Genomic DNA, 12,447 nt, shown 5'->3' with positions numbered 1-12,447 from the left:
AGCAGCAGACTCGGGGCATGAGCACACTGGATATCCCAGGCTATATCCTCCTGGAGGAGATAGGACGCGGAGGCATGTCCACCGTATTCCTGGCCGAGCAGACCAGCTTCGGGCGCAAAGTAGCGCTCAAAATACTGTTCAGCGACGTGGCAGAGACCGAATACTTCGGTCAGCGCTTTCTGCGTGAGGCACGAATTTCAGCCAGTTTCTCCCACCCGAATATTGTCTCTGTTTACGATACCGGCTCAGTCGAAGGTTGTTACTTCCTGGCAATGGAGCACCTGTCAGGGGGCAACCTGCGAGAGCGCCTGAGAAGCGGCATTCCTCTCCCGGACATTCTGGGCATCGTCGAGGCCATCGCCGATGCCCTCGATTACGCTGGCAGCAGGGGAATCGTCCACAGGGATATAAAGCCCGGAAACATCATGTTCCGCGAGGATGACAGCCTCGCGATAGTGGACTTCGGCATCGCCAGGGACATCGCAACCGAGACACAGGTTACCCAGGCCGGGACCATCCTGGGAACCCCGCACTACATGAGCCCGGAGCAGGCTCTGGGTGAAGAGATCGATTACCGCTCCGATCTGTACAGCCTCGGCATTATTTTCTTCGAATTACTGAGCGGGGCGGTACCATTTCGGGCAGACAGTGCTGCCGCAGTGGGGATCAAGCACATTAACGCACCGATTCCATCGCTCCCCGAAAACATGGCGGCTTTCCAGCCAATCGTCAACAAAATCCTGGCCAAGTCTGCAAACGACCGGTACCAATCAGGTACAGAGTTCATCAGCGATCTGGCTGACACATGGCAAAACCTGTCAACCGAATTGCAGACCACCGTGCTGCTCAGCATGGACGATGGCGGTGAGGTTAGTAGTCGACACTCCTGGAACTCCCAACGCCCGGCGGCCGGCAGCCAGCGATTCTCACGCCACAGTCGCCCGTCCCGGGCCATTACAGGAACCGGTCTTCCAGATTCTCGCAAGTCCAGCTTTGCCAAAAAAGCGGCTTCCCTCAGCGCCGTGGCAATTGCTGCCGCGGCTGTCACAGGCCTGGTACTTTACAATAGCCAGCAAGACCCTGATTCCCCACCAACCGTTGTCCAGCCGCCCACTGATACCGGCAGCACGCCGAGGACGCCTTACCCTGACCCGGTAACCAGCGAACTGGACCTCGCGGCGGCGGCAATGGCGAGTGGGAATCTTGTGAGCGCAGAGGAGCATCTGGACAACGCCACCAATTCTGGATCGCTAGCCCGCGCTCAAAGCAAACGGCTTGACGCGCTCCGCGAGGCTCTCGAAACCCAGTCTGCGATAGCTTCCCAACGCGAGGCGCTGGTCAATACGTTTAATGAGCAGCTTTCCAGGCAGCAACTTTATCTTCCGAGCGAAGACAATGCCTTTGGAACACTGGCGCTGATGTCTGAAGCGGGAGTACCAGACCAAACTGTGGACGCTTACCTGGCCAGGGTATCCGCTATGTCTGCGGGACAGGTCAATACGCTACTAAATCAGGGCAAACTGGAACAGGCTCAACGTGAGCTGAACGCTTGGGCAGCGGTGGATGAAAGCCCCGCCATCCAGAGCGCACGAGATAACCTGGCGTCACTGCAACTCAAACTGGCCCGCCAAAGAGACGAGCAAAATATTCTCCGGAAAATAGCCCCACTGGAGAGTGAAGCAGACTCCAGTATCGAAAGTAACGACAGATTGTTGCAAATGTGTACGGAGATACTGAAGGAGTCCCCGGGCTCGCAAGCGGCAAAGCAATGTCAATTTTCCGGCCGAAACAGGGCCCTTGCCTTCGCTCGTGAGGCGCTGAACGCAGAAAATCTTCCCCGAGCAGAGAGGGCTTTGAAGGTACTACAAAAGGTTCAACCCGCCCATCCTGAGTTGGCCAGCGTCGAGGCCGAGTTGAGGCGGCGGCAACAAAATCAGGCTCGGGCTCTTAGTTTCGTCGAGCAGGCTCGCGAATCAACAGACCTGCTGCTCAATGACAATAGCGTGGATCTCGATCAGCCAGTGGTAACAGAGTTGCTGAGAGATGCCCTGGCAAAGCTCGACCAGGCAGAAATACTGATGCCCGAGCTTGTTGAGATAAGCGAGACACGGCAGTCTCTCGTCGGCACTTGCAGAAGCCATTTCGAACGACTTCTGAAAGATGGGGACGTAAAGGCGGCAGCGGCGTTTGCCAGTGAGTTCCAGCGCATCCGCCCTGCCGGCACAGAAGGCATGCGACTGGCCCTGGACATGGAAAACGCGCTTGCCGAGGGAGCCCAAGAAAAGAAAGCGAGGGACTACCCGAGCTTCTAGGCAGCCCCACCGGCAGTTACAACACGTAGAACATGCCGACCGAGATTGACGTTTCGATCTCCTCCACGTCCACCCTTACCCCCTCGCCACTGAGGTCGTAGTCGTAGTCAAATCGCTCCACCCCCACGGAATATCCCCACTTTTCGGTCAGTGCGGCACGCCAACTAATACCGAACTTGATCCCCGAACCGTCACCATTCGCCGGTGGAACCTCGAATCCGTAAAGAGTTTCCTCAATTTCGCAGTCCAGCCAGGCGTGGCCGACAGACAGAGTCAGTCCCCCGCTCTCGGTGATGGGTATGCGATAGCTTGCACCGAGAAAGTATCCATCGTGTTCAAAGGAGTATTCCGATGCCGCGATGGAACTGCCTTCGGTTAGAGAATCGCGGTATCCCGCAAACACATTTATCTGGTCTGCAAGGTTATAGCCGAACGCAGCACTCCATTCCTGCCGATCACCTGACCACTTTATTGTCGGCAGGCCCGGAATGATCTGGTCGTCCGAGTCCTCGTCGGTACCGCGGTAATTCACATTCGCATAGAACTTGCCCATGCTCGCCACAGCGCCGACGGTGAAATCGAGCATATCGAAATTAAACGAGTTTTCCGTTTCGATAAACGTGCCGTCAGGCAGCGGCACCGATCCATCAAACGTGAGTTGGTACCCCACAGTTCCCACTTCTGCGTAGGGGACGATATCAATGCCCTCCTGCGCTTGGGCTACCTGGTTCATGAGAAACCCGGAACACGCCACAGCGAGGGCTAGGACTGCTTTTTTCATAATATGGATTTTCCCCTGGAGAAATTAGTGTTGTTCTACCGCTGTCGATTGCATGCCTTCCGGCCGGCAACGTAGGGTTATATACCACAATACATTATTGATAGAAAAATGAGGGGAGCTACAAGCAATGGCGGGTAGATGACCACCGGTCGTCCAGGGAAAGGGGACTGAAAATTATTGTCTTTCCGAGATTCCGGGCGCGTACCGACAGATTTTTGTGATAAAGCGATCGGCACCCCGAACTACTCCCTATCACAGATTCTTGCGGGAATCGGGCAGGGAAACCGTACGTTGAATCCGGTAGGTAGGGACTAGCCAGAATTCTCAAGAAGAAAGGTCACCGGCCCGTCGTTCACCAGCGATACCTGCATGTCGGCACCAAAGCGACCAAAGGCGCAGTGCTCGTGATCGCGCTGCAGTAACTGACAGATCTCGAGATAGAGGGATTCGGCTTCGCCCGGTGGCAGGGCACTGGAAAAACTCGGACGCAAGCCCTTGCGGGTGTCGGCGGACAGGGTGAACTGGGACACCAGCAGCACGCCGCCACCGGTGTCTGCCACACTGAGGTTCATGCGCCCCTCGGCGTCGCTGAACACCCGATAGCGCAGCAGCTTGTCCAGCAGCTTCTGCGCCACGGTGAGGTCATCGCCCTTGTCCAGCCCCAGCAGCACCAGCAGGCCGGGGCCAATTTCCCCGACGCACTCGCCGCCCACGTGGACGGCGGCAGAGCTGACGCGCTGGAGCAGGGCCTTCACGAGTCGATGAGCAGCGCCTTACGCCGCCCGGCTGGCGCGCTTGCGCTCGTGCTCCAGCAGGAGTTTCTTGCGCAGGCGGATGCTCTCGGGAGTCACTTCCACCAGCTCGTCGTCTTCGATGAACTCCAGTGCCTGCTCCAGGGTGTGGCGCACCGGCGGGGTCAGGGTCAGGGCTTCATCGGTGCCGGCGGCGCGGATGTTGGTGAGCTGCTTGGCCTTGGTGGGGTTGACCACCAGGTCGTTGGCGCGGGAGTGCAGGCCGACGATCTGGCCTTCGTAGATGTCCTCGCCGTGGCCGAGGAACAGGCGGCCGCGATCCTGCAGGGTATACAGGGCGTAGGCCAGGGTCTTGCCCTTGACCATGGACACCAGCACCCCGTTGGTGCGCTTGGCCACTTCGCCCTGCTTCACCGGGCCGTAGTGGTCGAAGATACTGGTCATGATGCCCGAGCCGCTGGTGAGGGTCAGGAAGTGTGAGCGGAAACCGATCATGCCGCGGGAGGGCACCACAAAGGTCAGGCGTACCCGGCCCTTGCCGTCCGGCTCCATGTTGGTCAGCTCTGCCTTGCGCAGGCCGAGCTCTTCCATGATCGGGCCCTGGTGCTGGTCTTCGACATCGATCACCACCTGCTCGTAGGGCTCCTGGATCTCGCCATCGACCTCCTTCTGTACCACTTCCGGCCGGGATACACCCAGCTCGAAGCCTTCCCGGCGCATGTTCTCGATCAGTACCGACAGGTGCAGCTCGCCGCGGCCGGAAACCTTGAACTTGTCCGGAGAGTCGCCCGGCTCAACCCGCAGGGCCACGTTGTGGATCAGCTCCTGGTCGAGGCGTTCCTTGATGTTGCGGGAGGTGACGAACTTGCCTTCCTTGCCGGCGAAGGGCGAGTCATTGACCTGGAAGGTCATGCTCACGGTGGGCTCGTCGACGGTCAGTGCCGGCAGGGCCTCCGGTTTCTCCGGATCACAGAGCGTCTCGGAGATATTCAGCTCACCTACCCCGGTAATACAGACGATATCACCGGCACTGGCCTGGGCCACTTCGACCCGCTCCAGCCCGTGGTAGCCCATGACCTGCAGCACCTTGGCCTTGCGCTTGTTGCCCTCGCGGTCGAGGATCACCACCTGCTGATTGGGCTTGAGCATGCCGCGCTTGATGCGGCCCACGCCGATCACACCAACGTAGCTGTTGTAGTCCAGGGCGGAGATCTGCATCTGGAAGGGACCGTCGAGATCGACTTCCGGCGGGCTCACCTTCTCGGTGATCATCTCGAACAGGGGGGTCATGTCGTCCGCCATGTCGCTGTCGTCGAGCCCGGCGATGCCGTTCAGCGCCGAGGCGTAGATCACCGGGAAGTCCAGCTGCTCCTCGGTCGCGCCGAGGCTGTCGAACAGGTCGAACACCTGATCCATCACCCAGTCGGGACGGGCGCCGGGGCGGTCGATCTTGTTGATCACCACGATCGGGTTCAGGCCCTGCTCGAAGGCCTTCTGGGTCACGAAGCGGGTCTGGGGCATTGGGCCGTCGACCGCGTCCACCAGCAGCAGGACCGAGTCGACCATGGACAGCACCCGCTCCACCTCGCCGCCAAAATCGGCGTGTCCGGGGGTGTCGACGATGTTGATGCGGTAGTCGTTCCACTTGATGGCGGTGTTCTTGGCCAGGATGGTGATGCCGCGTTCCTTTTCCTGGTCGTTGGAATCCATGATGCGCTCGGCGCCTTCAGAACGGCGGTCGAGGGTGCCAGACTGCTGCAGCAGGCAGTCCACCAGGGTGGTTTTGCCATGGTCAACGTGGGCGATGATGGCAATATTGCGGAGATTGTCGATCAAGGGGAAATCCTCGGCCCTGTAGGGTCGGCGGGTAAAAAAGGCGGCGGATTATACCCCAGGGAGCGTGAAAGTCGCAGTCGTTGTCAACGGTGATATTCCCATGTTGCGGCGCGGGTCACGGGGTTGGAGTTGACGAGCGACGGGTCCAAATCCGCGATGAACGGGGTCAGAGTCACGACTCTGACCCCATTTAACCGGCCCCGGCAGGTTTACGGCGCGTAAACCTTGACCGCCAGCCCGCCCTCCGCCTGCAGGTGGCTCGCATGCAGGCGGCTCATGACGCCCTTGCCGCAGAACAGCATATAGGTGGTGTCCCGGGGCAGGTCAGCCGCCTTGCGGTGCAACTCATAGAAGGGAATCTTCAGCACCGTGTTGTGCACCGCCAGGGGCGCCAGCTCCTCTTCTTCGGGGTGGCGAATGTCGACGATAGTGGCCCCGGCCAGCGGCACCGACAGTACTTCCACTTCCAACTTCTCGAGCTCTTCCTCTGCCAGGCGGTCGATACGGGTCTGTCGCGCATTGGCCAGGGCCCGGTCGAGGATGGCCATGTCAAAGCGGGTTTCCTCGTGCTGCACCCGCTCCAGTCGTGCCCGGGTAGTCGGGTTTACCGAGATAACCCCACAGTACTCCGGCATGTTGGCAGCGAAATCCCGGGTACCGATGTCGGTCGCCATGCGCACGATGTCCTCCTTGTCGGTCGCGATCAGGGGCCGCAACACCAATCGCTCGCTGACTTCGTCAATCACCGACAGGTTGCGCAGGGTCTGACTGCTCACCTGGGCCACACACTCCCCCGTTACGAGAGCGTCGATTTCCAGGTCCTCGGCGACACGATCCGCCACCCTGAGCATCATACGCTTGAGGATGACCCCCATCTGGCTGTCCTGAACCTTGGTCAGCAGCTCGGCCACCACCTCTTCGAAGGGCACGCTGATAAACAGCACCCGCTGGTTGCAGCCGTACTTCTGCCACAGGTAGAGGGCCACTTCCTTGACCCCGACTTCGTGATCGCGTCCGCCGAGGTTGAAAAACAGGAAATGGGTGCGCATGCCGCGCTTCATGGTGAGGTAACTGGCTACCGGCGAGTCGAAGCCACCGGAAATCAGCGACAGTACCGGCCCGATACTACCCACGGGATAGCCGCCGATACCACGGTGCCGCTCACCGACCACGTAGAGTGTGCGTTTGCTGATTTCGATGTCGACGGTAACGTCGGGATGCTTGAGCTTCACGCCGGTGGCGCCTGTCCGGGCCAGCAGGGCGCCGCCCACCTGCCGCTCCACCTCGACCGAGGTGAAGTCGTGATCGCCGGTACGCTTGCAGCGCACCGCAAAGGTGGCCCCCTCCAGCCGCCGGGCGTAGGCTGGCAGTACGTGCTCCACAATCTCGTCCAGCTCACCCAGGGGATAGGTCTGCACTTCCAGTACATAGGTAATGCCCGCAACATGGCGCAACGCGTCCACCATCTGCCGCTGCAGCACCGGACCGGCGGCGGTTTCCACCTCCAGCTTGTCCCAGTGCCGACGCACCACCACCTCCGGGTCGATGTCCCGCAGCACAGCCCGTATATTCTCCGCCAGCTTGTCGACGAAACGGCGGCGAACGGGCTTGCTCTTGATGGCGATTTCCGAGAAGAACTTGATAATGTATTTCATGGGAGCGGCATGGCAGTATTGCGAAGCTGTCAGATCAGTGCGCTACCCTCAGGGTAGGCGAAAACGGCGGCGGAGTATAACTGCGACAGGATCGCGCTGCAGCCTCGGGCAACGTCAACAAATCCCGGTTTTTCCGCGATTGAATGACGCTCAACGGAGAAAGTCATGCCAGAGTTTCAGCAACAGAAAAATGCTGAGTCACCTCTCTACGCGGAAGAGATGGACGCCCCCCTGCCCGAAACGCTCAACCCCAATACCCGCTACGCCTACTTCTCCACGATCGCCAAGGGTGGCAAATCCCTGATCAAGTCCTGCCGCGACCTGCACCTGCGCCGGACCATCTGCTACAAGACCCTGCGCCCCGAATTCGTCAACGACCCCATCGAAAACCGCAGGCTGGTGCGTGAAGCGCGCATCTCGGCCGCACTGCAGCACCCCAACACCCTGCCGACCTACGAGCTGGGGCGCGACAACCGGGGCAACTACTATTTCACCATGAAGCTGGTGCATGGCTACACGCTGCGCGAGATCCTGAATTTCCGTGAGCGCTACGACCTGACCCAGCTCATGGATGTGCTGGAGCAGGTCGGCCAGGCGCTGGGCTATGCCCATTCCATGGGCGTGCTGCACCGCGACATCAAGCCGGACAACATTCTCGTCGGCCCCTATGGGGAGGTCCTGCTGATGGACTGGGGACTGGCCAAGGTGTGGCACAAGGCGGATAGCAAACAGAGCGACGAGGACCACGAGGAGGCCGAGGGCGACCCCGGGATGACCGGCGAGGCAAAATTGCAGGGCACGGTCATGTACATGTCGCCGGAACAGATAAACCGGGACCCGGGCATCTCGTTCGGGTCCGATATCTACAGCCTCGGCGCCCTGCTCTATGAAACCCTCACGGGCACCACCCCCTTTCAGGGCGACCTGGTCTACAAGCTACTGGACCAGATTCGCGGCGACGTCCCCCCGGACCCCCGTACGGTAAGCAAATACCCGATACCCGGTGCCTTGGCCGAACTCACCATGCAATGCCTGGAAAAAGAGCCGAGCGCAAGGCCCGAGTCGGCGGACCAGTTGATCCGGGTGCTCAAGAGTGACTGGCTCAATGACTGAAACCACAAGAAACGCCTGACCATGTCCGACACGAACCTGCAAGAGACCGCCGCCATCGCCGACCGCGCCGAAGCTGATGCCAGCGGCGGTGGTAACGCCCTCACGTGGCACAGCGCGAGCCGTACCGATGTCGGGCGCGTACGCCATATCAACGAGGACGCCTTTCTGGATTCGCCGGAACAGCGTCTGTGGGTCGTGGCCGATGGCCTGGGCGGGCACAGCAGGGGCGACTACGCCAGCAGCGCCGTGGTCGAGCAGCTGCGGGCATTTCCGCGCCAGCACTCCGTGCTGGCCAACCTGCAGGATATGGAAGCCCGCCTGCAGGTCGCCCACGAGAAATGCCTCACGGCCTTTCGCAAGCACAGGCCCGGCGCTACTGTTGCTGCACTGCTCGCCCATGGCAGCTACTGCTTCATGCTGTGGGCGGGTGACAGCCGGATCTACCGGCTGCGGGAGGGAGTGCTGGAGCAACTGACACAGGACCACAGCCTGGCCCAGGAGAAATTCGCGAGAGGCGAGCTGACCGAACAGGAGCTGGCGAGCCATCACTCTGCACATGTGCTCACCCGCGGGGTCGGGACCCACAAAAACCTGCGGCTGGATATGCGCTACTCACCTGTCCAGCAGGGCGACCGCTACCTGCTGTGCAGTGACGGCCTCTACAACTCGCTTGAATCCGCGGCAATATGCACCGCGATGGGGCAGGGATCACCCGGGGACGCCTGCAAGACCCTGGTCGACCTCGCCCTCAAGCACGGAGGACGAGACAATATAACGGTCGTGATTGTGGACGCCGACCGACCCGACGAAGCCTAGAAGCACCAGTATAGTGCGCTAACGCCTAAATTCGAACCATATTGGTGCACCCCCAGCCAGCCCGACAACTGTAGATTCGCCCGGAAGGTGCAACCCTGCACGCAAGCCGTTCATTTCTGAGCACTTTTTAGGTGCACTCCCTGCACCCGGTGTAGCCTGGGCAAGGTTGGAACGGTTTTTGCTTTTCCTGAAACTGCTAAAAGATGAGCCGGCGACAAACGGCTCTTCCGGCTCTCAATCCTTACAACAAGGGACACGCAAGATGAAAAGCAAGTTGGAATACATTTGGCTCGACGGCTACAGCCCCACCCAGAGCCTGCGCAGCAAGACCATGGTCCGTAAGGATTTTGGCGGCACCCTGGAAGAATGCCCCATGTGGTCCTTCGACGGCAGCTCCACCGAACAGGCCGAGGGCAACGCCTCTGACTGCCTGCTGAAGCCGGTTATGGTCATCCCCGACCCGGATCGCAAGAACTCCTACCTGGTCATGACCGAGGTACTGAACGCTGACGGCACGCCCCACGTGTCCAACGGCCGCGCCACCATCATGGAAGGCGACGACGACGAGGATTACTGGTTCGGCTTCGAGCAGGAATATTTCCTGTGGGATTCCGCCACCAACCGCCCCCCGGGCTTCCCCGCCGGCGGCTTCCCCGACCCGCAGGGCCCGTACTACTGTTCCGTGGGCGCCAAGAACGCTTACTGCCGTGACATCATCGAAGAGCACCTGGACCTGTGTCTGGAAGCCGGCCTGAACGTTGAAGGTATCAACGCTGAAGTGGCCGCCGGCCAGTGGGAATTCCAGATCTTCGCCAAGGGTGCCAAGCGTGCCGGCGACGAGATCTGGCTGGGCCGCTACCTGCTCGAGCGCACCGCCGAGAAATACGGCCTGTGGATCGAGTGGCATCCCAAGCCGCTGGGCGACACCGACTGGAACGGCTCCGGCATGCACGCCAACTTCTCCAATACCGCGATGCGTGAAGAGGGCAAGGAAGAAGTCTTCATCAAGATCTGTGAGGAGTTCGGCAAGAACATCGAGCGCCACATCAGCGTTTACGGTGCCGACAACCACCAGCGCCTGACCGGCCGCCACGAAACCCAGGCGATCGACGAGTTCAGCTACGGCATCTCCGACCGCGGCGCTTCCATCCGTATTCCTATCACCACACCGGAAGATGGCTGGGTCGGCCGACTGGAAGACCGTCGTCCCGCATCCAACGCGGATCCCTACAAAGTGGCCGCTGCGATCATCAAGACCTGCAAAGAAGCTGGCTACTAAGTACTGCCAGTTCCTGTCCGGCCCGGCTTTCGCCGGGCCGTCTTTCCCCGCTCACGCTCCCCACAACTTGACAACGCTTCCCTGAGAGGCGATAACTCTCGCGTCTGATCAGGGCGTGTATTTCGCGCCAATGCCGTTCGTTGGTGTCACCACATCCCGGAAGAAACTTACTGATTTTCAACCAGTTGCCGCCCGCATACCTGAGGTGCAGCTGTTGCTTTGAGGCACCGAGTGGTGCCCCGGGGAGCAGGCTCCCCGACCCGGAATAACATAGCAATCCGGCCGCAAGCGGCTTGAAAACCACCCCATGGAGGAAAACCAATGTCAGAGAACACTCTGAACCTGATCACAGAAACCGAAGCCACCTGGGTGGACCTGCGGTTCACCGATACCCGCGGCAAGGAACAGCACGTCACCATTCCCGCGACTGAAGTCGACGAGGACATGTTCGAAGAGGGCAAGATGTTTGACGGCTCCTCCATCTCTGGCTGGAAGGGCATCAACGAATCCGACATGATCCTGATGCCGGACGACAGCACCTCCGTTCTCGACCCCTTCACCGATGACACCACCGTCATCCTGCGCTGTGACATTGTCGAGCCCTCCACCATGCTGGGCTACGAGCGCGACCCGCGCTCCGTCGCGCGCCGTGCCGAGGAGTACCTGAAGTCCACTGGCATCGGTGACACTGCCTTCTTTGGCCCGGAACCCGAGTTCTTCGTGTTCGACGACATCAAGTGGTACGCCGACATCAGCGGTGCCGGCTACAAGATCAGCTCCGACGAAGCGGCCTGGTCCTCCAACCTGTCATTTGACGAGGGCAACATCGGTCACCGCCCGCGCGTAAAAGGCGGCTACTTCCCGGTTCCCCCGGTCGACTCCCTGCACGACATCCGCGCCGCCATGTGTACCGCCATGGCACAGATGGGCCTGCCCATCGAAGTACACCACCACGAAGTGGGTACCGCCGGCCAGTGTGAGATCGGCGTCAAGTTCAACACCCTGATCAAGAAAGCGGACGAAGTACAGATCCTCAAGTACTGCGTGCACAACGTAGCCCACGCCTACGGCAAAACGGCTACCTTTATGCCCAAACCGCTGGTTGGCGACAACGGCTCCGGCATGCACGTTCACCAGTCCATTTCCAAGGACGGCGAAAACATGTTCGCTGGCGACGGCTACGCCGGCCTGTCTGACACCGCCCTGTTCTACATCGGCGGCATCATCAAGCACGCCCGCGCCCTGAACGCCTTCACCAACGCGTCCACCAACTCCTACAAGCGCCTGGTACCTGGCTTCGAAGCCCCGGTCATGCTGGCCTACTCCGCCCGCAACCGCTCCGCTTCCATCCGTATTCCCTACGAACCGAGCCCCAAGGGCAAGCGCGTGGAAGTTCGCTTCCCCGACCCCACCGCCAACCCCTACCTGGCCTTCGCAGCCATGCTGATGGCCGGCATCGACGGCATCAAGAACAAGATTCACCCCGGCGATCCTGCCGACAAGGACCTGTACGACCTGCCGCCGGAAGAAGGCAAGGCGATCCCGACTGTGGCCTCCAGCCTCACCATGGCGCTGGAAGCCCTGGATGCGGACCGCAACTTCCTCACCGAGGGCGGCGTGTTCACCGACGACATGATAGACGGCTACATTGAACTGAAACAGGAAGACGTACAGCGTCTGGACATGACCACCCACCCGGTCGAGTTCGACATGTACTACTCGGTGTAAGTCCCGCGCTTCACTCCGGAAAGCCCGCTTCGTGCGGGCTTTTTTGTTGGTCCTGGATTTAGGAGTTGCCCGGCATCGGCCTCAGGGTGAAATTCAGCCGCGCGCACGGCACCCGGGCCCCTTCCGGGACACGCCGTGAATCCATCCATGGAGGCTCCTCAGCGGCCGTCCGGGC

Annotated in this window: 9 protein-coding genes; 5 read left to right on the top strand and 4 right to left on the bottom strand. The window is 60.4% G+C overall.

Features of this window, described 5'->3' with window-relative positions; translation table 11 throughout:
* Window positions 1-17 precede the first annotated feature (17 nt).
* Window positions 18-2,312, top strand: coding sequence for a serine/threonine-protein kinase (locus FV139_RS09600; protein ID WP_148068220.1), 2,295 nt, complete (start codon window positions 18-20; stop codon window positions 2,310-2,312).
* Between the two features lie 16 nt (window positions 2,313-2,328).
* Here the strand turns inward: FV139_RS09600 and FV139_RS09595 are convergent, their stop codons facing one another.
* The 4 genes from FV139_RS09595 to thiI form a co-directional block, all read right to left on the bottom strand.
* Complete coding sequence (locus tag FV139_RS09595; RefSeq protein ID WP_148068219.1) at window positions 2,329-3,093, bottom strand: CREC-EF hand family protein; 765 nt, start codon at window positions 3,091-3,093, stop codon at window positions 2,329-2,331.
* 311 nt (window positions 3,094-3,404) lie between these two features.
* On the bottom strand, window positions 3,405-3,848 hold the full coding sequence (dtd, locus tag FV139_RS09590; RefSeq protein ID WP_148068218.1) for a D-aminoacyl-tRNA deacylase: 444 nt from the start codon (window positions 3,846-3,848) through the stop codon (window positions 3,405-3,407).
* An 18-nt stretch (window positions 3,849-3,866) separates the two neighbouring features.
* Window positions 3,867-5,681: a translational GTPase TypA gene (gene typA, locus FV139_RS09585; RefSeq protein ID WP_148068217.1), complete on the bottom strand. Its 1,815-nt coding sequence runs from the start codon at window positions 5,679-5,681 to the stop codon at window positions 3,867-3,869.
* Window positions 5,682-5,890: 209 nt separating this feature from the next.
* Window positions 5,891-7,336: a tRNA uracil 4-sulfurtransferase ThiI gene (gene thiI, locus FV139_RS09580; protein WP_148068216.1), complete on the bottom strand. Its 1,446-nt coding sequence runs from the start codon at window positions 7,334-7,336 to the stop codon at window positions 5,891-5,893.
* A 165-nt stretch (window positions 7,337-7,501) separates the two neighbouring features.
* Between thiI and FV139_RS09575 the strand changes: the two genes are divergently transcribed.
* The 4 genes from FV139_RS09575 to glnA all read left to right on the top strand — a co-directional run bounded on the left by FV139_RS09575 (window position 7,502) and on the right by glnA (window position 12,272).
* The gene (locus FV139_RS09575; protein ID WP_148068215.1) at window positions 7,502-8,449 is read left to right on the top strand and encodes a serine/threonine-protein kinase; all 948 of its coding nucleotides are present in this window, start codon (window positions 7,502-7,504) and stop codon (window positions 8,447-8,449) included.
* A 21-nt stretch (window positions 8,450-8,470) separates the two neighbouring features.
* The gene (locus tag FV139_RS09570) at window positions 8,471-9,265 is read left to right on the top strand and encodes a PP2C family protein-serine/threonine phosphatase (protein WP_148068214.1); all 795 of its coding nucleotides are present in this window, start codon (window positions 8,471-8,473) and stop codon (window positions 9,263-9,265) included.
* A 262-nt stretch (window positions 9,266-9,527) separates the two neighbouring features.
* Window positions 9,528-10,544, top strand: coding sequence for a glutamine synthetase beta-grasp domain-containing protein (locus FV139_RS09565; RefSeq protein ID WP_148068213.1), 1,017 nt, complete (start codon window positions 9,528-9,530; stop codon window positions 10,542-10,544).
* 321 nt (window positions 10,545-10,865) lie between these two features.
* Window positions 10,866-12,272, top strand: a complete 1,407-nt coding sequence (gene glnA / locus FV139_RS09560) for a glutamate--ammonia ligase (RefSeq protein WP_148068212.1) — start codon at window positions 10,866-10,868, stop codon at window positions 12,270-12,272.
* Window positions 12,273-12,447 lie beyond the last annotated feature (175 nt).

The sequence above is a fragment of the Parahaliea maris genome (assembly GCF_008064665.1).
Classification (GTDB): domain Bacteria; phylum Pseudomonadota; class Gammaproteobacteria; order Pseudomonadales; family Halieaceae; genus Parahaliea; species Parahaliea maris.
This window is presented reverse-complemented; position numbering and strand designations above follow the sequence as displayed.

Coding starts and splice junctions, on each gene's coding strand:
- FV139_RS09570 (WP_148068214.1), top strand. CDS start 8,471: ATGTCCGACACGAACCTGCAAGAGACCGCCGCCATCGCCGACCGCGCC.
- FV139_RS09575 (WP_148068215.1), top strand. CDS start 7,502: ATGCCAGAGTTTCAGCAACAGAAAAATGCTGAGTCACCTCTCTACGCG.
- glnA (WP_148068212.1), top strand. CDS start 10,866: ATGTCAGAGAACACTCTGAACCTGATCACAGAAACCGAAGCCACCTGG.
- thiI (WP_148068216.1), bottom strand. CDS start 7,336: ATGAAATACATTATCAAGTTCTTCTCGGAAATCGCCATCAAGAGCAAG.
- FV139_RS09595 (WP_148068219.1), bottom strand. CDS start 3,093: ATGAAAAAAGCAGTCCTAGCCCTCGCTGTGGCGTGTTCCGGGTTTCTC.
- FV139_RS09600 (WP_148068220.1), top strand. CDS start 18: ATGAGCACACTGGATATCCCAGGCTATATCCTCCTGGAGGAGATAGGA.
- FV139_RS09565 (WP_148068213.1), top strand. CDS start 9,528: ATGAAAAGCAAGTTGGAATACATTTGGCTCGACGGCTACAGCCCCACC.